The organism is Edaphobacillus lindanitolerans, assembly GCF_900156305.1.
Lineage (GTDB): Bacteria > Bacillota > Bacilli > Bacillales_A > Planococcaceae > Bhargavaea > Bhargavaea lindanitolerans.
Genome location: NZ_FTPL01000004.1, coordinates 171,893 through 192,441 on the forward strand (window position 1 = coordinate 171,893; position 20,549 = coordinate 192,441).

General features: G+C 54.2%; 26 protein-coding genes and 1 riboswitch. Of the genes, 20 read left to right on the forward strand and 6 right to left on the reverse strand.

The window, feature by feature from the left end; all coding sequences use genetic code 11:
* Nucleotides 1-26: 26 nt before the first annotated feature.
* The 15 genes from B0B07_RS13090 (at nucleotide 27) to sufB (ending at nucleotide 14,948) form a co-directional block, all read left to right on the forward strand.
* Nucleotides 27-1,202 (forward strand): acetyl-CoA C-acetyltransferase, encoded by a 1,176-nt coding sequence (locus B0B07_RS13090; protein WP_076759560.1) that lies wholly within the window; start codon nucleotides 27-29, stop codon nucleotides 1,200-1,202.
* An 87-nt stretch (nucleotides 1,203-1,289) separates the two neighbouring features.
* Nucleotides 1,290-3,077 (forward strand): acyl-CoA dehydrogenase family protein, encoded by a 1,788-nt coding sequence (locus tag B0B07_RS13095; protein WP_076759561.1) that lies wholly within the window; start codon nucleotides 1,290-1,292, stop codon nucleotides 3,075-3,077.
* A 73-nt stretch (nucleotides 3,078-3,150) separates the two neighbouring features.
* Complete coding sequence (locus B0B07_RS13100; protein WP_076759563.1) at nucleotides 3,151-3,507, forward strand: arsenate reductase family protein; 357 nt, start codon at nucleotides 3,151-3,153, stop codon at nucleotides 3,505-3,507.
* A 76-nt stretch (nucleotides 3,508-3,583) separates the two neighbouring features.
* Nucleotides 3,584-3,964, forward strand: a complete 381-nt coding sequence (gene gcvH, locus B0B07_RS13105) for a glycine cleavage system protein GcvH (RefSeq protein ID WP_076759565.1) — start codon at nucleotides 3,584-3,586, stop codon at nucleotides 3,962-3,964.
* 86 nt (nucleotides 3,965-4,050) lie between these two features.
* On the forward strand, nucleotides 4,051-4,389 hold the full coding sequence (locus B0B07_RS13110) for a toprim domain-containing protein (RefSeq protein WP_076759567.1): 339 nt from the start codon (nucleotides 4,051-4,053) through the stop codon (nucleotides 4,387-4,389).
* 14 nt (nucleotides 4,390-4,403) lie between these two features.
* Complete coding sequence (locus tag B0B07_RS13115) at nucleotides 4,404-4,703, forward strand: thioredoxin family protein (protein ID WP_076759569.1); 300 nt, start codon at nucleotides 4,404-4,406, stop codon at nucleotides 4,701-4,703.
* 79 nt (nucleotides 4,704-4,782) lie between these two features.
* Nucleotides 4,783-4,889: riboswitch (SAM riboswitch) on the forward strand.
* Between the two features lie 132 nt (nucleotides 4,890-5,021).
* Nucleotides 5,022-6,047: a methionine ABC transporter ATP-binding protein gene (locus B0B07_RS13120; protein ID WP_076759786.1), complete on the forward strand. Its 1,026-nt coding sequence runs from the start codon at nucleotides 5,022-5,024 to the stop codon at nucleotides 6,045-6,047.
* Nucleotides 6,040-6,708 (forward strand): methionine ABC transporter permease, encoded by a 669-nt coding sequence (locus B0B07_RS13125; RefSeq protein WP_076759571.1) that lies wholly within the window; start codon nucleotides 6,040-6,042, stop codon nucleotides 6,706-6,708. The genes B0B07_RS13120 and B0B07_RS13125 overlap by 8 nt, the downstream gene beginning before the upstream one ends.
* 55 nt (nucleotides 6,709-6,763) lie before the next feature.
* On the forward strand, nucleotides 6,764-7,585 hold the full coding sequence (locus B0B07_RS13130) for a MetQ/NlpA family ABC transporter substrate-binding protein (RefSeq protein WP_076759573.1): 822 nt from the start codon (nucleotides 6,764-6,766) through the stop codon (nucleotides 7,583-7,585).
* A 353-nt stretch (nucleotides 7,586-7,938) separates the two neighbouring features.
* Nucleotides 7,939-9,153 (forward strand): dicarboxylate/amino acid:cation symporter, encoded by a 1,215-nt coding sequence (locus B0B07_RS13135; RefSeq protein ID WP_076759574.1) that lies wholly within the window; start codon nucleotides 7,939-7,941, stop codon nucleotides 9,151-9,153.
* 605 nt (nucleotides 9,154-9,758) lie between these two features.
* The gene (gene sufC, locus B0B07_RS13140) at nucleotides 9,759-10,544 is read left to right on the forward strand and encodes a Fe-S cluster assembly ATPase SufC (protein WP_144264366.1); all 786 of its coding nucleotides are present in this window, start codon (nucleotides 9,759-9,761) and stop codon (nucleotides 10,542-10,544) included.
* 18 nt (nucleotides 10,545-10,562) lie between these two features.
* On the forward strand, nucleotides 10,563-11,870 hold the full coding sequence (sufD, locus tag B0B07_RS13145) for a Fe-S cluster assembly protein SufD (protein ID WP_076759578.1): 1,308 nt from the start codon (nucleotides 10,563-10,565) through the stop codon (nucleotides 11,868-11,870).
* 1 nt (nucleotide 11,871) lies between these two features.
* Entirely contained in the window at nucleotides 11,872-13,101 is a 1,230-nt protein-coding gene (locus B0B07_RS13150) for a cysteine desulfurase (RefSeq protein WP_076759580.1), read from the forward strand.
* Nucleotides 13,091-13,534, forward strand: coding sequence for a Fe-S cluster assembly sulfur transfer protein SufU (sufU, locus tag B0B07_RS13155; protein WP_076759582.1), 444 nt, complete (start codon nucleotides 13,091-13,093; stop codon nucleotides 13,532-13,534). Before B0B07_RS13150 ends, sufU begins: the two co-directional genes overlap by 11 nt.
* Nucleotides 13,535-13,550: 16 nt before the next feature.
* On the forward strand, nucleotides 13,551-14,948 hold the full coding sequence (gene sufB, locus B0B07_RS13160) for a Fe-S cluster assembly protein SufB (protein WP_076759584.1): 1,398 nt from the start codon (nucleotides 13,551-13,553) through the stop codon (nucleotides 14,946-14,948).
* 83 nt (nucleotides 14,949-15,031) lie between these two features.
* Here sufB and B0B07_RS13165 read toward each other — a convergent pair whose 3' ends face one another.
* The 5 genes from B0B07_RS13165 to B0B07_RS13185 all read right to left on the reverse strand — a co-directional run bounded on the left by B0B07_RS13165 (nucleotide 15,032) and on the right by B0B07_RS13185 (nucleotide 18,108).
* Complete coding sequence (locus tag B0B07_RS13165) at nucleotides 15,032-16,183, reverse strand: tyrosine-type recombinase/integrase (protein ID WP_076759585.1); 1,152 nt, start codon at nucleotides 16,181-16,183, stop codon at nucleotides 15,032-15,034.
* 28 nt (nucleotides 16,184-16,211) lie between these two features.
* On the reverse strand, nucleotides 16,212-16,691 hold the full coding sequence (locus B0B07_RS13170) for an ImmA/IrrE family metallo-endopeptidase (RefSeq protein ID WP_076759587.1): 480 nt from the start codon (nucleotides 16,689-16,691) through the stop codon (nucleotides 16,212-16,214).
* Between the two features lie 102 nt (nucleotides 16,692-16,793).
* Nucleotides 16,794-17,219 carry a hypothetical protein gene (locus tag B0B07_RS13175; RefSeq protein WP_076759589.1) on the reverse strand — a complete coding sequence of 142 codons (426 nt, stop codon included), beginning with the start codon at nucleotides 17,217-17,219 and terminating at the stop codon, nucleotides 16,794-16,796.
* Complete coding sequence (locus B0B07_RS13180) at nucleotides 17,197-17,667, reverse strand: hypothetical protein (RefSeq protein ID WP_076759591.1); 471 nt, start codon at nucleotides 17,665-17,667, stop codon at nucleotides 17,197-17,199. Before B0B07_RS13180 ends, B0B07_RS13175 begins: the two co-directional genes overlap by 23 nt.
* A 39-nt stretch (nucleotides 17,668-17,706) precedes the next feature.
* On the reverse strand, nucleotides 17,707-18,108 hold the full coding sequence (locus B0B07_RS13185; RefSeq protein WP_076759593.1) for a helix-turn-helix domain-containing protein: 402 nt from the start codon (nucleotides 18,106-18,108) through the stop codon (nucleotides 17,707-17,709).
* 150 nt (nucleotides 18,109-18,258) lie between these two features.
* Between B0B07_RS13185 and B0B07_RS13190 the strand changes: the two genes are divergently transcribed.
* Complete coding sequence (locus B0B07_RS13190) at nucleotides 18,259-18,483, forward strand: helix-turn-helix transcriptional regulator (protein ID WP_076759595.1); 225 nt, start codon at nucleotides 18,259-18,261, stop codon at nucleotides 18,481-18,483.
* A gap of 113 nt (nucleotides 18,484-18,596) precedes the next feature.
* Here B0B07_RS13190 and B0B07_RS13195 read toward each other — a convergent pair whose 3' ends face one another.
* On the reverse strand, nucleotides 18,597-18,803 hold the full coding sequence (locus tag B0B07_RS13195) for a hypothetical protein (protein ID WP_076759597.1): 207 nt from the start codon (nucleotides 18,801-18,803) through the stop codon (nucleotides 18,597-18,599).
* A 68-nt stretch (nucleotides 18,804-18,871) separates the two neighbouring features.
* Between B0B07_RS13195 and B0B07_RS13200 the strand changes: the two genes are divergently transcribed.
* The 4 genes from B0B07_RS13200 to B0B07_RS15510 all read left to right on the forward strand — a co-directional run bounded on the left by B0B07_RS13200 (nucleotide 18,872) and on the right by B0B07_RS15510 (nucleotide 20,480).
* Nucleotides 18,872-19,693: a phage antirepressor KilAC domain-containing protein gene (locus B0B07_RS13200; RefSeq protein WP_076759600.1), complete on the forward strand. Its 822-nt coding sequence runs from the start codon at nucleotides 18,872-18,874 to the stop codon at nucleotides 19,691-19,693.
* Nucleotides 19,694-19,734: 41 nt separating this feature from the next.
* The gene (locus B0B07_RS13205) at nucleotides 19,735-20,001 is read left to right on the forward strand and encodes a group-specific protein (protein ID WP_076759601.1); all 267 of its coding nucleotides are present in this window, start codon (nucleotides 19,735-19,737) and stop codon (nucleotides 19,999-20,001) included.
* Between the two features lie 78 nt (nucleotides 20,002-20,079).
* Nucleotides 20,080-20,349, forward strand: coding sequence for a helix-turn-helix domain-containing protein (locus tag B0B07_RS13210; RefSeq protein ID WP_076759603.1), 270 nt, complete (start codon nucleotides 20,080-20,082; stop codon nucleotides 20,347-20,349).
* Nucleotides 20,346-20,480 (forward strand): hypothetical protein, encoded by a 135-nt coding sequence (locus B0B07_RS15510; RefSeq protein ID WP_268753129.1) that lies wholly within the window; start codon nucleotides 20,346-20,348, stop codon nucleotides 20,478-20,480. The genes B0B07_RS13210 and B0B07_RS15510 overlap by 4 nt, the downstream gene beginning before the upstream one ends.
* Nucleotides 20,481-20,549: the final 69 nt, after the last annotated feature.

Below are 20,549 nucleotides of genomic sequence, written 5' to 3' on the forward strand. Positions count from 1 at the left end.
ACACGGCAGACGGAGGAGGATGAAACATGCGTGAAGCAGTGATTGTGGCCGGTGCACGCACACCGGTCGGCAAGGCAAAGAAAGGATCTCTTGCAACCGTCCGTCCGGATGATTTCGCGGCACTGACGGTTCAGGAAACATTGAAGCGTGCAGGGGGCTATGACGGGCCGATCGACGACTTCATCGTCGGCTGTGCGATGCCGGAAGCGGAGCAGGGCATGAACTTCGCCCGGCTCATCGGCGGGCTTGCCGGCCTTCCGAACACCGTTCCGGCGGTGACGGTCAACCGGTTCTGTTCTTCCGGACTTCAGTCCATCGCTTATGGAGCGCAGCAGATCATGATCGGCCAGGCGGCAACGGTGCTTGCCGGCGGCGCCGAGTCGATGAGCATGGTCCCGATGATGGGCAACACGATCCGCCCGAATCCGAGGCTTGCGGAGGAGATTCCGGAGTACTACATGGGCATGGGCCACACAGCCGAACAGGTCGCGAAAAAATATGGCGTCAGCCGTGAGGACCAGGATGAATTTGCCGTCCGTTCCCACAAACTCGCCGAGGCGGCAATCCGCGAAGGCCGGTTCAGGGAGGAGATCGTTCCGGTGAACGTGACGCGCCGGTCGGTCGGCCAGGACAACAAGCTGAAGGAAGAAACATTCGTCTTCGATACGGATGAAGGCGTCCGCCCGGGCACGTCGGTGGAAACACTCGCCAAACTTCGCCCGGCGTTCAACATCAAGGGGTCCGTGACGGCCGGGAACGCTTCCCAGACGTCTGACGGTGCTGCGACGGTCATGATCATGGACCGTGAAAAGGCAGAAGCGGAAGGCCTCCGGCCGATCGCCAGGTTCCGCTCGTTCGCAGTCGGCGGCGTCCCGCCCGAGGAAATGGGCATCGGGCCGATCGAAGCCGTTCCGAAGGCACTCAAGCTGGCCGGACTCTCGATCGATGACATCAACCTTTGGGAGCTCAATGAGGCATTCGCTTCACAATCGCTCCAGGTCATCCGCCACCTCGGACTTGATCTGGACAAAGTGAACGTGAACGGCGGAGCCATCGCGCTCGGTCACCCGCTCGGCGCAACGGGCACCGTCCTGACGCTGAAACTCATGCATGAGCTCAAGCGCCGCGCAGAACAGTTCGGCGTCGTGACGATGTGCATCGGCGGCGGCATGGGCGCGGCAGGCGTCTTTGAAATGATCTGAGCCGGCGGTGAACCAAGATTGGGAAGACAGGCGGATTTCCGCTCGACATACAAAGGCCACGGCCTACAACCAAGGAGGAACTCCAAAATGACTGAAACGAAGACACATGACCTTGTAAAAGGCGGAGCATTCCTGATTGAAGACATCGATCCGCAGGCGGTGTTCACGCCGGAAGACTTCACCGATGAGCACAAGATGATCGCGAAGACGACCGAAGACTATGTACGGAACGAAGTCGCGCCGGTCATCGAAAACCTCGAGAACCATGAATTTGAGCATTCGGTCCGCCTGCTGAAAAAAGCGGGCGAGCTCGGGCTCCTCGGCGCGGACATCCCGGAAGCGTATGACGGGTTTGCGCTCGACAAGATCTCTTCCGCGCTCATCACGGAGAAAATGGCCGTCGCCGGCGGCTTCTCGATCACGCACGGCGCGCATGTCGGCATCGGAACGCTCCCGATCGTCCTGTTCGGCAACGAGGAACAGAAGAAAAAGTATCTTCCGTCTTCCGTGACGGCTGAGAAGATCTTCGCATACGCGCTGACGGAACCGGGTTCCGGTTCGGACGCACTCGGTGCCAAGACGACGGCCAAACTGAATGAAGCGGGAACGCATTACATCCTGAACGGCGAGAAGCAGTGGATCACCAACGCAGGATTCGCCGACGTGTTCGTCGTCTACGCCAAAATTGACGGCGAGCAGTTCTCCGCGTTCATCGTGGAAAAAGAATTCCCGGGCGTCTCCGTCGGTGCCGAAGAGAAGAAGATGGGCATCAAGTCATCGTCCACACGGACCCTCATCCTGCAGGACGCGGAAGTCCCGGTCGAGAACCTGCTCGGCGAAGCGGGCCGCGGCCACGTCATCGCGTTCAATATCCTGAACATCGGCCGATACAAGCTCGGTGTCGGCGGCGTCGGCGGCGGGAAGCGCGCTTTGGAACTCGCGATCAAATATACGAATGAGCGCCAGCAGTTCAAGCGCACGATTGCATCGTTCAACCTGACAAAGGAGAAGATCGCCACCCTCGCATCGGAGCTGTATGCGACGGAAGCCCTCATCTACCGCACGGTCGGCTACTTTGACGACCGGATGGGCCGTTTGAGCGAAGAGGAGCAGAATGACGGCCGCAAGATCGCCCAGGCGATCGCGGAATACGCCATCGAGTGCTCCATCAACAAAGTCGTCGGTTCCGAAACACTTGACCATATCGTTGATGAGGCGGTTCAGCTGCACGGCGGCTACGGCTACATGCAGGAATACGAAGTGGAGCGCGCCTACCGCGATTCCCGGATCAACCGCATCTTTGAAGGCACAAACGAGATCAACCGCCTCCTCGTGCCGGGCACGTTCATGAAGAAAGCGCTCAAAGGCGAACTGCCGCTTCTGCAGAAAGCGCAGGGGCTCCAGGAAGAGCTTCTCATGATGATGCCGGAGGAGCCGGGCGACGAAGCCCTCGCACAGGAAAAGATGCTCGTGCGCAATGCCAAGAAAATCGGCCTGCTCGCTGCCGGAATGGCCGCACAGCGCTTCGGCACGAAGCTTGAGGATGAACAGGAAGTGCTCGTGAACATCGCAAACATTGCGAACGACGTGTTCGCAATGGAATCCGCACTTCTCCGCTCCGAGAAGGCCGTTGCCCGGGACGGTGAGGAAAAGGCACAGCAAAAGATCCTCTATACCGAAATCTACTGCCAGGAAGCGATGGAGCGCATCGAGAAGGAAGCGAAGGAGATTCTCGTCGCTTCCGTCGGCGGGGACGACCAGCGCATGATGCTGTCCGCCCTCCGCAAACTCACCCGCTACACGCCGAAGAACCTCATACCGAAAAAGCGCGAAGCAGCGGCGAAGCTCAACGAAGCGCTGAAATACACAGTTTGATGAAACGGCCGGGATGACTTGAGCATCCCGGCTTTTCGGTTTGGTATACTGACCGTATAGGAGGCGGATCAGAATGGCGATTGTTTATTACGGATATCCGAAATGCACGACATGCCGGAAGGCAAAATCCTGGTTGGACGGACACGGAGTCGAGTATGAAGAACACAATATCAAGGAAAATCCGCCCGGTGCGGAAGAGTTGAAGGAAATCGTCTCGGCGAGCGGGCTTGAACTGAAGAAGTTCTTCAACACGAGCGGCATGAAGTACCGGGAACTCGGCCTCAAAGACAGGTTGGGAGAGATGACGGACGAGGAGAAGATCCGTCTGCTTGCTTCGGACGGAATGCTCCTGAAGCGGCCGATCGTCGCGGACGGGCAGAAAGTGACGGTCGGGTTCCGGGAAGCTGAATTCGAAGCGGCCTGGGGCTGATTGAAAGCTTGTTGAGTTTCGGGCCTGTCTGTGGCACACTAAATGAGAATGTATACTTTACGCTGGAGGGGTCAGAATGAGCACACCAAAAGAGCTTCGCTATTCCGAAGAACACGAATGGGTTAAAACGGAAGATGGAAAGGCCCGGATCGGGATCACTCAATTCGCGCAGGCTGAACTCGGCGACATCGTTTTCGTCGAGCTTCCTGAAGTCGGTGACGACGTCCAGGCAAACGAGCCGTTCGGCAGCGTGGAATCCGTCAAGACGGTTTCTGAGCTGTATGCGCCGATCTCGGGCAAAGTCGTCGAAGTGAACGGGGAACTCGAAGACAACCCTGAGTTCGTCAACGAATCCCCATATGAGAAGGCCTGGATGATCGTTGTGGAACCTTCCGATTCTTCGGAGATCGATGCGCTCATGACGGCCGAGCAGTACGAAGAAATGACGCAGGGCTGAATAAAGGGGGGACGCCGGCATTTTCCGGCGTTCTTTTTCATCTTATAGAGGGAAATACGACGAGCCAGTCGCCCGGAGGGATCGGCATGGTCGACAAAGTCATCGTGGTTGAAGGCAGTTCGGACAAGAACCGGCTGGCCCCGCTCCTTGACGAGCCGGTGGACATCATCTGTACGAACGGCACTGCAAGCCCGACAAGGATCGAAGAGTTGCTCGAGCCGTATGAGGGGGCAGACATTTTCGCATTCTTCGACGCGGACCGTTCGGGGGAGCGCCTGCGTGCCCTGCTCAGGCGCGAATACCCGGAAGCGCGTCATTTGTACACAGATCGGGTATACAGGGAAGTGGCGACGACGCCGCTCCGTGTGCTCGCGGAGGAGCTGCTTTCCGCCAACATCGAGATCAAGACAGAATTTCTGCTGTAAGGGATGAATTCAACATGGAGTCTTGGAACATGGAAAACTTTGAAGCAGCGGCTGAACGCAATGACAAGGCAGCCTTTTATTTGTATACGCCTCTTTGCGGCACGTGCCAGGTGGCCTCGCGGATGATCGATGTCGTGACGGAAATGCTGCCGGATCTGCCGATCGGGAAAGCCGACCTCAACTTTCACGGTGAGGTTGCAATGAAATACGCCGTTGAAAGCGTTCCGTGCCTGCTTATCGCCAGGAAGGGAGAGCCAGTGGAAAAGGTGTATGCATTCCGCTCGGTCCCCTATCTGTATGAGAAACTCGGTTGACCCGGGCACCGGTGTATGATATAGTTTCTAGCATTGAACCATCCGGCTCCGCCGGTTGAAAAAAGATGAATACGGAATACTCTTATCGAGAGCGGTGGAGGGACGTGCCCGACGAAGCCCGGCAACCGTCACGGAAACGTGAAATGGTGCCAAATCACTCAAAGCGCATGCTTTGGCAGATGAGAGGTATGGCCGCCGTTCTGTTTGGGCGCCGGTCTGACCTTTCTGCATGCCTGCGGAAAGGTTTTTTATTTGAACGGAGCGGCCGGTACCCGCATGGGCGCCGGCCGGGTCCCTGAGTTTAGGAGTGACAATACGTTGATCAATCTGCAGCATCTGACTAAACGGTTCTCCCGTTCCGGCAACGAAGTCACAGCCGTCGACGGGGTGGACCTGAACATAAGAGAGGGCGAGATCTACGGAATCATCGGATATAGCGGTGCCGGCAAAAGCACCCTCATCCGGATGCTCAACGGGCTGGAGCAGCCGACTTCCGGCAGTGTGACCGTCAACGGCCTCGAAATGTCTTCGATTTCCGGGGCGGAACTGAGGAAGGCGCGCCAGAAAGTGAGCATGATCTTCCAGCACTTCAATCTTCTCTGGTCCAGGACGGTGGAAGAGAACATCTCGCTGCCGCTTGAAATCGCCGGAGCGGACAAGGCGGCAAGAGCCGAACGGGTCCGGGAACTCGTCCGGCTCGTCGGCCTGGAAGGCCGGGAAAAAGCCTATCCGTCCGAGCTTTCGGGCGGACAGAAGCAGCGGGTCGGGATTGCGCGCGCGCTTGCCAATGAACCGCGTGTCCTGCTGTGCGATGAGGCGACATCGGCGCTCGATCCCGAGACGACCGATTCGATCCTCGATCTGCTGACCAGCATCAACCGCCGGCTCGGGCTGACGATTGTGCTCATCACGCATGAAATGCACGTCATCCGCAAGATCTGCCACCGTGTGGCGGTCATGGAGGCGGGCAAGGTGGTCGAGGAAGGGGACGTACTTCAGGTGTTTAAGTCCCCGGAGCAGCCGATCACGAAGCGGTTTGTCTCGCAGGTGACCGAGCCGGGAGATGCCCGGCAGGCAATCAGCCAGCTCGGCGAAGCGTATCCGGACGGCACGCTCATCCGGCTCGGTTTCGTCGGGGACCGGGCCGAACAGCCCGTGCTTGCCAAGCTTATCCGCTCGTTTGACATCAATGTGAACATCCTGCAGGGCAATATCGCCCAGACGCACGGAGGGGCATTCGGCTCACTCGTCCTCCAGCTTTCCGGAGATGGGAATGCTGTCCGGGAGGCGATCGCCTTCCTCCATGCGGAAGGCGTCGAAACAGAGGTGATCGCCCATGACTGAACAATGGTTCCCGAACGTCGACTGGATGAAGATGTGGGAGGCGACGCTTGAGACGCTTTACATGACGGCGATCTCGACGTTCTTCACATTCTTGATCGGCCTTGCGCTCGGAATCCTGCTTTTCCTGACAAGTCCGCGGGGCGTCTGGCACAACCGGTTCGTCAATCTGGTGACCGCAGCTCTCGTCAACATCTTCCGGTCGATACCATTCATCATCCTGATCATCCTCTTCATTCCGTTTACGAAGTTCCTGCTCGGCTCCATCCGCGGGCCGAACGCAGCTCTGCCGGCACTCATCATCGGGGCTGCACCATTTTACGGACGGATGGTCCAGATCGCCCTCGCCGAGATAGACAAGGGGGTCATCGAGGCGGCCCGGTCGATGGGCGCGACCACCTGGACGATCATCCGGAAGGTGCTTCTGCCAGAGTCGATGCCGGCACTCGTTTCCGGCATCACCGTAACGGCAATTGCGCTTGTGGGCTATACGGCGATGGCGGGCATCATCGGAGCCGGCGGCCTCGGAAACCTTGCCTATCTTGACGGTTTCCAGCGCAGCCGCGGCGACGTCACACTCGTTGCCACGATCCTCATCCTCCTCATCGTCTTTATCATCCAGTGGCTCGGCGACCTGCTCGTCAAGCGGCTGGACAAACGGTGAGTAACGAACAAGGGTACACACATCCATTAATCAGATCATATAGGGGGAAATGAACATGAAGAAATTCACGGCAGGCCTCATTCTGGCGGCGGGCACACTGGCCCTGTCCGCATGCGGGACTAGCGGCGGAGACAATGCCGCCGAAACAAGTGAACTCGTTGTGGGCGCGTCCAATACGCCCCATGCCATGATCCTGGAAAAGGCGGAACCGATCCTGAAGGAAAAAGGCATCGACCTCAAAATCGAGACGTATCAGGATTATGTGCTTCCGAACGAAGATCTGGAATCGGAAGAGCTCGATGCGAACTACTTCCAGCACATCCCTTACCTGGAGACACAGATGAAGGACCACGGCTATGACTTCGAGATCGCCGGTGAAATCCACATCGAACCGATCGGCGTGTATTCGAAGAAATACAAGTCGCTGGACGAACTCCCGGACGGGGCAACGATCCTCATCTCCAACTCCGTCGCCGACCACGGGCGTGTCCTGGCCATGCTCGAGAAAGAAGGCCTGATCAAGCTGGACGAGAACGTGGACAAGACGTCCGCCGAGGTGAAAGACATCACGGACAATCCGAAAAACCTGAAATTCGACGCCAACTACGAAGCATCGTTCCTGCCGACACTCTACAATCAGGATGAAGGCGATGCGCTTCTCATCAACTCCAACTATGCGATCGACAACGGGCTCAACCCGCTTGAAGATGCCATTGCCCTTGAAGAATCCGATTCGCCGTACGTAAACGTCCTGGCCGTCCGCAAAGGCGACAAGGACCGCAAGGAGATCAAGGAACTCGTCGAAGTCCTCCACTCCAAAGAGATCCAGGACTTCATCCTGAAAGAGTGGGGCGGATCGGTCGTCCCTGTCGACTGATCCTGTTCCGTTCAGCTTCCAAAGAGAAAAGCTGCCCGCGGGAGGGCGAACTTCAGACTGCAGACAAAGTGAGCGGATCGCTCCTCTGTCTGCAGTTTTTCTTTCTGGAGAATCTTTCTATTCCCCTCTGACCGCGGCTCTTCGGGGGAGTTTAAACCACCTTTTCAAGACGGATGAACACATGGTGAACGGGATTTCAGAAATATCATTCAGTTTACCTGCAAAAAACAGGATTGTGCACGCTTACAAAACACTGTATTCTGACAGTTGTCCGAGGGCTTCATTGCATGAGGAACGCTGTGTTATAGTGATTGTGTGATAAATACAAATGTCCTTTCAGGGGGTACATAATTATGAAGAAAATCGGTCTTCTCGGTCGGATTGTCATTGCGATTGTCCTCGCGGTCGCACTCGGGTCCCTGTTCCGGCAGGTTCCCGAGAAATTCGTCCACTGGTTTGTGGAAACCGCGGCGACATTCAATATGCTGTTCGGCGGGTTTCTCAATTTTGTCGTTCCGCTGATCATCATTGCGTTCATCGCGCCGGGGATCGCCAAGCTCGGAAAAGGATCCGGCAAAACGCTCGGCCTGGCGACGGGAATAGCGTATATTTCCACGATCATCGCCGGCATCATCGCATTTTTTGCCGCTTCGGCCATCCTTCCGGGCCTGATCGGTTCCGGTTCGGGGGACGCCGTCAAAGATCCGTCCGAGGCGTTGACGGGCCCGTTCTTTGAGCTGGAGATGACCCCGCTGATGGGCGTCATGACGGCCCTGATCCTGGCATTTCTGTTCGGGATCGGGATGGCGGCGATCGGCAGCAAGTCGCTGCTGTCGGTATTTGACGAACTGAATGTCCTGATTGAAAAGACGATCAGTGCCGTCATTATCCCGCTCCTCCCGTTCCACATTTTCGGGATTTTCCTGAACATGACCTTCGCCGGGCAGGTGGCGAAGGTGCTGTCCGTGTTTGCGGTCGTGTTCGTCCTGATCATCATCCTGCACCTGATCATGCTCTTGCTGCAGTACACGGCTGCAGGCGCACTCACTCACCGGAACCCGTTCGGCCTCATGAAGACGATGGCGCCGGCCTACTTCACGGCACTCGGCACGCAGTCTTCTGCGGCCACGATTCCGGTCACGCTCCGCCAGGCACGCAAGACAGGGGCATCGGAAAAAATTGTCGACTTCACCGTTCCGCTTTTTGCGACGATCCACCTGTCGGGAAGCACGATCACGCTCACTTCATGCGCAATCGGCGTCATGCTCATGAACGGCATGACGGTTTCATTCGGCGGGATGATCGGATTCATCCTCATGCTCGGCGTCACCATGATTGCGGCACCGGGTGTTCCGGGCGGGGCCGTCATGGCCGCGCTCGGTCTGCTGTCTTCCATGCTCGGCTTCACGGAACCGATGCTGGCGCTCATGATCGCGCTATACATGGCGCAGGACAGCTTCGGGACGGCGACGAACGTCACGGGCGACGGCGCGCTTGCCATCATCACGGACCGGTTTGCGACCGGGAAGGCCGGGGCGCCGTCTGCATCGGGGACAAAGCCGGCATGATGATTAATGTTTATCATCCGTATAGGCGGGTATATAAACTAGCGTAAATAAACCGGCGTCAGCCGGCAAACAGTGAAAGGACTGGTTCATTATCGACCCCATGAGGCTTGACTACACAGACAGGATGGCACAGAATTTCCGGAGCGCACACGGCTTCGGTTACGAGGATTACCGGATGGATCCTGCACTGCGCCTGAAAGTGGAGAAAAGGCGGGAGCGGGAATATGCCCGCAGCCTGGAGTTCGGCAATCGTCCGGAACTCCGGAGCCGCCACTGAGCATAGACAGAGGGACAGATGAATCGGTCACGGACAGAGAGCCGGCCGGAGTTGCCAGTAAGGCATTCCGGCCGGTTTTCTTTGATGGACACAGGAAAAGTTTGGAGGAGGCTTGGGATTTCATTCTCAATAAATGGGGCATAATTGAAAATGACTATCAACTGGGCGGGGCACTGCCGGAACATCGCCTGGTTGGCCGCTTTTCAAGTTTGTTGATTGCTTCTGGTCACTTTGTCTAAATGATTTGCAAGCCCCCCTCGTTTCAGTTAAAATTAGAATGATGATAAATAAGGACGGTATTTCCGTTCATCACACCAATACTGGAGGTATTCGGATGTCTACTCTAGAAATCAAAGGCCTGCACGTCGAAATCGAAGGCAAGGAAATTCTGAAGGGTGTCGACCTGACGCTCAATACAAATGAAATCCATGCGGTCATGGGACCGAACGGGACGGGTAAATCCACTCTCGCTTCGGCAATCATGGGGCATCCAAAATATGAAGTGACAGCCGGTACCGTCACTCTGGACGGAGAAGACGTCCTTGAAATGGAAGTGGACGAGCGTGCGCAAGCCGGTCTTTTCCTCGCCATGCAGTATCCGAGCGAAATCTCGGGTGTCACGAACGCCGATTTCCTCCGTTCCGCGATCAACGCCAAGCGCGAAGAAGGCGAAGAAATCTCCCTCATGAAGTTCATCCGGGAACTTGACAGCAAGATGGAAGTGCTCGAGATGGATCCGGACATGGCCCAGCGCTACCTGAACGAAGGCTTCTCCGGCGGGGAGAAAAAGCGCAATGAAATCCTTCAGCTCATGATGCTGAAGCCGAAGTTCGCCATCCTTGATGAGATCGACTCCGGTCTTGACATCGATGCACTGAAAGTCGTTTCAAAAGGCGTCAATGAAATGCGCGGGGAAGGATTCGGCTGCCTGATCATCACTCACTACCAGCGTCTCCTCAACTACATCACGCCGGACAAAGTCCACGTCATGATGCAGGGCCGCGTCGTGAAATCCGGAGGCCCTGAGCTCGCCCAGAAACTCGAAGCGGAAGGCTACGACTGGGTCAAGGAAGAGCTCGGCATCGAAGACGAAACTGTCGGACAAGAAGCATAACGGAAGGGGACGAACGAAATGACGGTTGAAACGAAATTGGCATTGACCGGCGAGGACGTGCGTTCCTATTCGGAAGCGAACATGGAACCGGCATGGCTTTCGGACAAACGGCAAAAAGCCCATGCACTGGCCGAAACACTCGCACTTCCGAAGCCGGACAAGACAAAGATCCAAAACTGGAACTTCACTGAGTTCCCTGTCCACACCGTGAAAGACGAGCCGCTCACCGGCCTCGCCGAACTTCCGCAGGAAGCACGCGCACTCGTGGACATCGAGAACCAGCAGAATATCTACGTCCAGCGCAACAACACGCCGGCGTACACAAAAATCTCGGAAGAGCTCAAGGAGCAGGGGGTCATCATCACCGACATCTTCACCGCTGCCCGGGAGTATCCCGAACTCGTTGAAAAGCACTTCATGACGGAAGCGGTCAAGGTGGATGAGCACAAACTCACCGCCCTTCACGCGGCACTCATGAACGGAGGCGTTTTCGTCTATGTTCCAAAAGGCGTGGAAGTGAAGGAGCCGGTCCAGGTCCTCTTCCTCCATGACTCCGAGGAAGCTTCCCTGTTCAACCACGTGCTCGTCGTGGCCGAGGACAATAGCTCCCTCACGTATGTCGAGAACTACCTCTCGCTTGTACCGGGCTCCAAAGGACTTGCGAACATCATCTCCGAAGTGATCGCCAAGGACGGCGCCCGCGTGGACTACGGTGCAGTCGACGTGCTTTCCGAAGGATTCACGTCCTACATCAACCGCCGGGGCATTGCCGGACGGGACACGGTCATTGAATGGTCGCTCGGCATGATGAACGACTGCGATTCCATCTACGAAAACGTGACGCATCTGGTCGGCAACGGCTCCCGTTCCGAAGCGAAGTCGGTCCTCGTCGGACGCGGCCGGCAAAAACAGAACATCACAACGAAGATCATCCACTGGGGCATGGATTCCGAAGGGCATATCCTGCAGCACGGCGTGATGAAAGACGAAGCATCCACCATCTTCAACGGCATCGGGAAGATCGAGCATGGCGCGACCCGTTCGAACGCAGAGCAGGAGTCCCGTGTTCTCATGCTGAGTGAAAAGGCACGCGGCGACGCCAACCCGATCCTCCTGATCGATGAGGACGACGTGACGGCGGGCCATGCGGCTTCCGTCGGCCGGGTCGACGAACTGCAGCTTTACTACCTCATGAGCCGCGGCATTGCAAAGGCGGAAGCAGAACGCCTCATCGTCCGCGGATTCTTGGCACCGGTCGTGACCCAGCTTCCGATCGAAGGCGTCAAGAAGCAGCTGACGGAGGTCATTGAAAGGAAAGTGCGCTAATATGCTCACATCTGATATCAAATCCCGCTTTCCGATCCTGAACCAGGAAGTGAACGGCCATCCGCTTGTCTACCTCGACAGCGCCGCCACTTCCCAGAAACCGGACACGGTCATCGAGACGATCAGCCGCTACTATGAACATGACAATTCGAACGTCCACCGGGGCGTGCATACGCTCGGCAACCGGGCAACCGACGAGTATGAAGGCGCGCGCCAGAAAGTTGCGGACTTCATCCATGCCGCTTCCGTCCAGGAAGTGGTCTTCTCCCGGGGGACGACGACGTCGATCAACATGGTCGCCCAGAGCTACGGCCGTGCGAACGTTTCCGAGGGCGACGAAATCGTCATCACCTATATGGAACACCATTCGAACATCATCCCGTGGCAGCAGCTCGCCAACGCAACCGGCGCGGTCCTCAAGTACATCGACCTTGAGGAAGACGGGACCCTTTCACTCGACAAGGTCCGGGAAACCGTGACGGACAAGACGAAGATCGTGTCGGTCATGTATGTATCGAACGTGCTCGGCACGATGAACCCCGTGAAGGAAATCGGTGCGATCGCCCATGAGCACGGCGCCGTCATGGTCGTCGATGCCGCACAGGCAGCACCGCATGTAAAAGTGGATGTCCAAGATCTCGACTGCGACTTCCTCGCATTCTCGGGCCACAAGATGTGCGGCCCGACCGGCATCGGTGTCCTGTACGGCAAAAAGGAATTGCTTGAAGGGATGGAACCGGTCGAGTTCGGCGGCGAGATGATCGACTTCGTCAACCTGTACGATTCGACCTGGAAGGAACTCCCGTGGAAGTTCGAAGGCGGCACGCCGATCATCGCCGGCGCCATCGGACTCGGGGCTGCCATCGACTTCCTGCAGGAGATCGGCCTAGATGAGATCGAGCGCCATGAGCACCGCCTCGCAGCGTATGCGATGGACCGGATGAAGGAGATCGAAGGACTGACGATCTACGGGCCGGCCGATCCGGCAAGACGGGCAGGGCTTGTGACGTTCAATCTGGATGAGGTCCACCCGCACGACGTGGCAACCGTTCTCGACATGAACGGGATCGCCGTCCGGGCGGGCCACCACTGCGCACAGCCGCTCATGAAGTGGCTCGGCGCAACAGCCACGGCACGGGCAAGCTTCTATCTGTATAATACGGAGGAAGATATTGACCGGCTCGTGGACGGACTCCGCACTGCAAAGGAGTATTTCAGCGATGTCATTTAACAACCTGGACCAGCTTTACCGGCGGGTCATCATGGATCATTATAAAAACCCCCGCAACAAAGGGGAAATCGAAGACGGAAGCCTGACGATCGACATGAACAATCCGACTTGCGGCGACCGCATCCATCTCACGCTGAATGTCGAAGACGGCACGGTCACCGACGCGAAGTTCGACGGCGAAGGCTGCTCGATCTCGATGGCTTCCGCTTCGATGATGACACAGGCGATCAAGGGCAAAAAGGTGGAGGACGCGCTCAAGCTCTCCGAAACCTTCTCGAACATGATGCTCGGCAAAGAGCATGACGACAGCATCGACATGGGCGACATCGAGGCACTGTCCGGCGTCTCCCAGTTCCCGGCCCGCATCAAATGTGCCACACTCGCCTGGAAGGCGATGGAGAAAGGGGTCGCAAGCGACTCCAATCCAAACTAAGAACGGAGGAAGAAGCATGGCAAAGAAAATGCCGGAAATCGGCGATTATAAATACGGCTTCCACGACAAAGATGTCTCGGTGTTCCGTTCGAAGCGCGGCCTGACCCGCGAAATCGTCGAAGAGATCTCCCGCATGAAGGAAGAGCCGCAATGGATGCTCGACTTCCGACTCAAGGCACTCGAGATCTTCTACAAAAAACCGATGCCGCTTTGGGGAGGAGACCTGAGCGAACTCAACTTCGACGAAATCACGTATTACGTGAAGCCGTCCGAGGCGACGGAACGTTCGTGGGACGAAGTGCCTGAAGAGATCAAGCGCACGTTCGACAAGCTCGGCATCCCCGAAGCCGAACAGAAATACCTGGCCGGCGTTTCGGCACAATACGAGTCCGAAGTCGTCTACCACAACATGAAGGAAGACCTGGAGAACATGGGCATCGTGTTCAAAGACACCGATTCCGCCCTCCGGGAAAATGAAGAACTGTTCAAGCAATACTGGGCATCGGTCATCCCGGCGGCGGACAACAAGTTCGCAGCCCTGAACTCCGCTGTCTGGTCGGGCGGTTCATTCATCTATGTGCCGCCGGGCGTGAAGGTCGATACACCGCTCCAGGCGTATTTCCGGATCAACTCCGAGAACATGGGCCAGTTCGAGCGGACGCTCATCATCGTCGACGAGGGCGCAAGCGTCCACTATGTCGAAGGATGCACGGCGCCGGTTTATACGACGAACTCGCTCCACTCCGCGGTAGTTGAAATCATCATCAAGAAAGACGCCTACTGCCGCTATACGACCATCCAGAACTGGGCGAACAACGTCTACAACCTCGTCACGAAACGTGCGGTTGCAGAAGAGAACGCCACGATGGAATGGGTCGACGGCAACATCGGCTCCAAACTGACGATGAAATACCCGGCCGTCCTCCTCAAAGGGGAAGGCGCACGTGGCATGACGCTGTCGATCGCGCTTGCCGGCAAGGGCCAGCACCAGGATGCCGGTGCGAAGATGATGCACCTTGCACCGAACACCTCTTCTTCGATCGTCTCCAAGTCGATCTCGAAGCATGGCGGAAAGGTCTCCTATCGCGGGATCGTCCACTTCGGCCGCAAAGCATCCGGCGCACGCTCCAACATCGAGTGCGACACGCTCATCATGGACAACCAGTCCACGTCCGACACGATTCCGTACAACGAAATCCTGAACGACAACATTTCGCTTGAGCACGAAGCGAAAGTATCCAAGGTTTCCGAGGAGCAGCTCTTCTACCTGATGAGCCGCGGAATCTCCGAACAGGAAGCAACCGAAATGATCGTCATGGGCTTCATCGAGCCGTTCACGAAAGAACTGCCGATGGAATACGCCGTCGAAATGAACCGTCTCATCAAGTTCGAGATGGAAGGGTCGATCGGATAATACGGCGTAAAGCCATTCATATCAAGGGATTCGGGGCGCTGCAGTTACCTCGAATCCCTTCTTGTGTAAACAAAATGTCTGTTTTAAATTGAATCTGCATTTTTTCCGGTGTAAAGGGCGAACTTTTCGAGTTCGTCCTTTTCGATTTTCTGCGTGATATCCAGGTACACATCAGCGGTCGTCTTGATCGTTTTGTGGCCGAGTCGCCGGCTGACATATTTGATGCTGGCGCCAGCTTCAATTAGCAGGACCGCATGGGTGTGCCGAAAGACGTGAGTTCCCTTGTAGGTCACTCCGGCCTTTTTGCAGATCGGCTCTAGAGTCTCCCTAATCGTGGAGGGGGTTAAATAGTGCCCGTAGAAGTTCTGAAAGATGATCCCGTCGGAATTGCGTTCGAATTTCCCTGAGAGCAGCAGCTTATTCTGAACGCGTTTGAATTCTTTTAACTCTGCAAGAAGATCCGGGGGTAGAGAGATGGTTCGATACGACGCGGTGTTCTTCAGGCTTGTGATCATCCGGTTATTATTGTTGTTCCGTTTGACCTGTCGCTCAACCTTTAGTTCATCATCTGTGATATCCGTCCATCGTACTGCTAATGCCTCACTGATGCGCAGTCCGGTTTGGCCAAGGAATAAGCACAATTCATAGTAGAGCCGGTATTCCGGGAACCTGGCGTGCCTATAGGTCCGCAGATAATCGAGCAGTTGATTGTATTCCTCCAAACTGTAGTACTTTACCTCGCTGTCCATTTCAGCTTCCACCTTATCCTGCTCCGGCACTTTTAGCCTGTCCGATGGATCTTTCTCGATTACCTCCATCTCATGTAAAGCATAATGGAAGATGCTTTTGAGATAGGAGAGATACTTGATACGTGATCCATAGGAATAGCCCTCGAAGTTGCCGATCCACTTCTTGATCTCAGCACGTTTAATTCGAATGATCTTTCGTCCTTCAAAGTAAGGCTTGATGTGCAAGCGATAGGCAGTTTCAATTTGCTCATACGTCTGCGGCTTCACGTTTGGTTTCTTTCCAAGTTCCAACCATTCATCGCCTACGGTTTCAAAGAGTATCTTCTTATCGCTCAAGGTTTGGCCGTGCACTAATCTCTCCTCGATCTTTGCAGCTTCGATTTGCGCTTCCTTCTTAGTGCTGTACGTCCCCACATTCACATACCGGTTACCGTTCCAAACGCGGGCATTCCACCGGCCGGCTGATGTCTTTCTGAGTGATGCCATCATAATTCCTCCCTCCGTTATTAGTCATTTAGCTTGATGAGCACCACCCCCTTTGCAGGTGATTGCGTATGTATTGTTGCAGACGTTCGCGGGCGAACTCAGGCTCGACGCAAAACGTAGTGCACAGCATATCCACAGCTGCATCTTCGTGATCAGGAATGTCCAACTGCATGAGCATGGCGCTGGGGATGCAAGCGTGGCGGGCGAAAATCTGTGCCTTCTCCTCCTGGTACTCTTTAAACGGGGGTGGGAGGCAGACTTGATTCCCCACATGCCACATGGCGTGACAGAGCTCATGGCAGTACTCCTGCCACTGTCGTTCCTCAGACTGTCGCTCATCTATATAGATCACGCCATCGCGGTAGATAGATGGGGCAGGGACAAACTCAGTGCTTAAACGGAGGCGTGCTGCAATCTCCGACGGGTCCAACAGGCGCGGATGATAGATTTCGATTGACTCGTACATGACGTTGACATACTCCTCGATGGTTGTGTAGGTGTATTTCATTAGAAGCACTCCTTCTGGAACGTGTGTTCGGTTTTTGGTTGAAAAGAAAAGCCCGGCAGTATGGGCTTGGGGTGGAGTTCATGCAGCGTGAGGCCGAACATCTTACTCTCCGGAAGATTCTCTTCGGGAAGTTTTAATCAACTTTGCCGGATCCCCCACTCGAATAGGCTCTTCGGATTTACCAAGCTCACCCGTTAGCTGATCTAAGTCTACGTTGAGCCTTTCTTTTTCGCTGTAGGTAAAATTACCTTTGAGTATATTTAGGTTGGCCATAAATTTGTAATTAACTCTTTCGGGTGATGTGCAAACACTCATCCTTTCCTGTACAAGTGTTACCACTACCGTCCCCTTAATCAGATCTAAATGGCCGATTATTTCATCCGTATCGGGATCTTTTACTGGGCTGCCGTCTTTGTCGAGGATGTTGAATGTATCATCCACATGGACGTTATCAGCAGATCCTCCATTAATGATTAATGTATATTCATCCAAAATCTTAGCTACCTTAAACGTCGTCTTCTCTGTCAATTGACTCCACCTCGCTATTCGGAATGCTTAGGGCTTGCTCAATGACTTTCTTTTCGGGTTTATGATTATTCTCCATGTATAGATGAAGCAGTATTGCCTTTTCAGCATCGGTCGTAATGACATCTCTTTTAAGTTGGTCGATTTCTCTGTTTCTCTCTTTAACAATGGCTTTCAACGTATTACGGTTGTCTTCCATTTTACTCATCTTAGATAGATTTTCATTGCCGATACTCACCACTTCTTTGAGCCGCAGATGAAGGCTGACAACTAATGCAGCCAAGCAAACTATCGCAATGCTCATCCAAAACATTATCAAGTAGGGGCCTTCGAAAAGCAGGGCAGCTCCGATAAGGCCAAAGACAACCACGATGAAAGCAAGAGTGTTGTTTAATATTCTGACTGGAGATACCCCGTATGTAAGCTCTTCTCCCGGCTTTTTGTCCTCCATCCCATCACCACCAAGATCTCCATGTTTTTCATCAGGCCGTTACTTATCTTTGTTACGCCTCTTTTTCCACACCTCATAATATACTTCGAAATCTTCCAGTGCTTCCAACAGGTCTTCCGGCTGATCATGAAACGCGAGTGTCTCGCTGGCAAGCATGAAATCCAGGACTTCTTTTTGATAAGGGGAGAGGGAATGATAGTCTTCATTCGATACACCCACTTGGACATGTTTTGGTTGTACAGGTTCATCAGTTCTCCCGAGCAGGTAGTCCGTTGTCACGCCAAAGTAATCTGCTATTTTTGCCAAGGTCTCATTATCTGGTTCACGTTTCCCTTGTTCATACATTGCATAGGTGGTTCTAGCAACACCTATCTTCTCAGCCATTTGGGCTTGGGTTAATTTCTCCTTCATTCGTAGACTTCTCAATCGTTTTATCAGCACGTTTGTAGCCTCCTGTGCCTTCATTATACCTACACGCTACGTGTATTAAATACATTTACACGAATAGCGTAACTAAAGGTTGACAGTACACTAAATGTGTATTATGATTCTTTTAACAGCTACACGAATTGCGTAAATGGAGGTGAAAGAATGCGTCTATGGCTTAAAGAGAAGCGAGAAAAGAAAAATCTTACTCAAGAGCAAGTAGCATTGAAAGTCGGGATTGCCCGTACTACCTATGCAATGTATGAACAGGGACGGCGTACTCCTGATGTGGGTGTGGCTGTTAAAATTGGTGATCTTCTTAAGTTCAAGTGGATTCTTTTTTTTGAAAAAGAAGTACACGAAGCGCGTAAAAGGAAGGGTGTCAGCTAATTTTTGATTGCTTATGAGGAGGTGAGTAAAGTAAGCAAATACTTTATTCCGAAGTAGATGGAATCTTAGAAGTTAACTTCCTTCTGAATGGAGGTTCAGAAGGAAGCAGGGGGTTACTTGTTAATGCAGACAGGGGCGGTACCGGTCATATATACATCAGTCTCTTGTAATGTATCGCCAGGATATTCAGAACGAATTGCATTCACCGTATCGGCAACATCTTGCTGAACGAAGTGTTCTAAAACGTATTCAGAGTAACCGTCCGGCGCGTCCTTGATTAACTGACGAACTTCAGTAGCAATCGCATTTTTATAAGCCATTAACTCCACCTCCTCCTCCGTCACATTTCGACAGGGAGAAGAAGAAACCTTCCAAAGGAGGCAACAGAATGAGTCAACTCCAAAACTTCCAACACAATGTTTTCGGTGACCTGCCGCTTTTTATCACAGACAACACTGAGTGGTTCGGTGCTGTTGAAGCTGCTAAAGCTCTTAGCTTTTCAAATCCACATGCCGCCATCCGGACCCATGTGGATGATGATGACCTAACGGTCCATGAGGTCACCGATCGTCTTGGCAGAAGACAACGAAAAAAGTTCGTCAACGAATCAGGTCTCTACAATCTAATTTTCGGTGCATCCAGGCAGGGCAACAACGATCTGATCCGCCAGAAAGCTAAACAGTTTCGGAGGTGGGTGACGAGTGAGGTTCTTCCCGCCGTTCGGAAACACGGGGGCTATCTGACGCCGGAGAAAGTCGAAGAGGTTCTACTTAATCCGGATACGATCATCCGTCTGGCGACCGACTTGAAAAATGAGCGAGCGCAGAAAGAAGCGGAAATGAAGAAGAGGATCGAGCTGGAGGAGAAAGTGAAAGCCGATGAAAAGAAAGTCTTTCTTGCAGAGGCAATCCAAGTCAGCGAGAACGCTGTGCTGATTAAAGACTTGGCAACAGTGCTCACTCAGAATGGGGTGCCGATCGGTCAGAACAGGCTATTCAAAATCCTGCGCGAGAAAGGCTACTTGCTCAGCAGTAAAGCTTACTGGAACAAGCCATCTCAGCGGGCAATGGAAATGAAACTGTTCGAAGTCTCAACACGCCTTCACACCTCATCAGACGGCAGCACCTACCTGAAGTACACACCAAAGGTGACAGGCAGAGGACAGCTATATTTCATAAACAAATTTCTTAAATCTAAGCAGATCGGATAAAACAGCCGGGCACGCACCCGGCCGAATGGGGAGGGGTTTCGATGATCGCCATCGAGATTGACGAGAGGGAGGTTGACCGCTTGATCCGCGAGGAGGTTGAGCGGAAGCTGCGGGAACTGACACACCGGCACACGTTTTGGGACATGGCCGAGCTGTCTGAGCAAACCTGCATGAGCATCACATTCATCAAGGAAAACTTTTTCTATGACCCGAGGTTCCCGAAATACCGGGTGGGCCGGAAGTGGCTGATGCCAGCGAGGGAGACAGAGGAGTTTTTGCTCATGTGGCTCAAGGAGAAGGGGAGTTGAGCTCCTTGTATCTCCATCATAAACCGTATGGCACCCCAACACTATGTCAATCCGACATAAGGGAAGGGGGTGCTGAAAATGAAATATGGTGCGGTACTAAAAGCCGCCCGTGAACGGCATGGGCTATCGCAGGAAGAGCTGGCACATCACCTTCATATCCAGCAGGCCGACGTCAGCCGAATTGAGAACAACCGGAGAGAACCATCCATGAGCTTATTTCGGGACTGGACAGTATTGACTCAGGCCCAGGACGTCATGGTCGCATTCATCTGCGGGATGGACGGCCTGACAATCTTGCAAAACATAATGTCGGTGGTTATCGGCTTCATTGGAGGATGGATGATTTGAAGATACTCACGGCACTCAAAATATATTTTCTCTGCGACGAGGACGAAACAATTCCTCTTGAGGACTGGTTTTGGATGGCACTGGTCGGAGCAACAATGATCGGATCGATCTTGCTGACGGTGATCTTATGAAAAGACTTCTGGATCAAGACATAAAAAAGACGGCCCCGACAAAGCCGGAGCCGAACAGACAATAAACCG

Coding starts and splice junctions, on each gene's coding strand:
- B0B07_RS13205 (WP_076759601.1), top strand. CDS start 19,735: ATGATCGCCATCGAGATTGACGAGAGGGAGGTTGACCGCTTGATCCGC.
- B0B07_RS13195 (WP_076759597.1), bottom strand. CDS start 18,803: ATGGCTTATAAAAATGCGATTGCTACTGAAGTTCGTCAGTTAATCAAG.
- B0B07_RS13115 (WP_076759569.1), top strand. CDS start 4,404: ATGGAGTCTTGGAACATGGAAAACTTTGAAGCAGCGGCTGAACGCAAT.
- sufD (WP_076759578.1), top strand. CDS start 10,563: ATGACGGTTGAAACGAAATTGGCATTGACCGGCGAGGACGTGCGTTCC.
- B0B07_RS13095 (WP_076759561.1), top strand. CDS start 1,290: ATGACTGAAACGAAGACACATGACCTTGTAAAAGGCGGAGCATTCCTG.
- B0B07_RS13165 (WP_076759585.1), bottom strand. CDS start 16,183: ATGGCATCACTCAGAAAGACATCAGCCGGCCGGTGGAATGCCCGCGTT.
- B0B07_RS13210 (WP_076759603.1), top strand. CDS start 20,080: ATGAAATATGGTGCGGTACTAAAAGCCGCCCGTGAACGGCATGGGCTA.
- B0B07_RS13200 (WP_076759600.1), top strand. CDS start 18,872: ATGAGTCAACTCCAAAACTTCCAACACAATGTTTTCGGTGACCTGCCG.
- B0B07_RS13180 (WP_076759591.1), bottom strand. CDS start 17,667: ATGGAGGACAAAAAGCCGGGAGAAGAGCTTACATACGGGGTATCTCCA.
- B0B07_RS13125 (WP_076759571.1), top strand. CDS start 6,040: ATGACTGAACAATGGTTCCCGAACGTCGACTGGATGAAGATGTGGGAG.
- B0B07_RS13130 (WP_076759573.1), top strand. CDS start 6,764: ATGAAGAAATTCACGGCAGGCCTCATTCTGGCGGCGGGCACACTGGCC.
- B0B07_RS13190 (WP_076759595.1), top strand. CDS start 18,259: ATGCGTCTATGGCTTAAAGAGAAGCGAGAAAAGAAAAATCTTACTCAA.
- sufB (WP_076759584.1), top strand. CDS start 13,551: ATGGCAAAGAAAATGCCGGAAATCGGCGATTATAAATACGGCTTCCAC.
- B0B07_RS13150 (WP_076759580.1), top strand. CDS start 11,872: ATGCTCACATCTGATATCAAATCCCGCTTTCCGATCCTGAACCAGGAA.
- gcvH (WP_076759565.1), top strand. CDS start 3,584: ATGAGCACACCAAAAGAGCTTCGCTATTCCGAAGAACACGAATGGGTT.
- B0B07_RS13110 (WP_076759567.1), top strand. CDS start 4,051: ATGGTCGACAAAGTCATCGTGGTTGAAGGCAGTTCGGACAAGAACCGG.
- B0B07_RS13100 (WP_076759563.1), top strand. CDS start 3,151: ATGGCGATTGTTTATTACGGATATCCGAAATGCACGACATGCCGGAAG.
- B0B07_RS13170 (WP_076759587.1), bottom strand. CDS start 16,691: ATGAAATACACCTACACAACCATCGAGGAGTATGTCAACGTCATGTAC.
- B0B07_RS13135 (WP_076759574.1), top strand. CDS start 7,939: ATGAAGAAAATCGGTCTTCTCGGTCGGATTGTCATTGCGATTGTCCTC.
- sufU (WP_076759582.1), top strand. CDS start 13,091: ATGTCATTTAACAACCTGGACCAGCTTTACCGGCGGGTCATCATGGAT.
- B0B07_RS13090 (WP_076759560.1), top strand. CDS start 27: ATGCGTGAAGCAGTGATTGTGGCCGGTGCACGCACACCGGTCGGCAAG.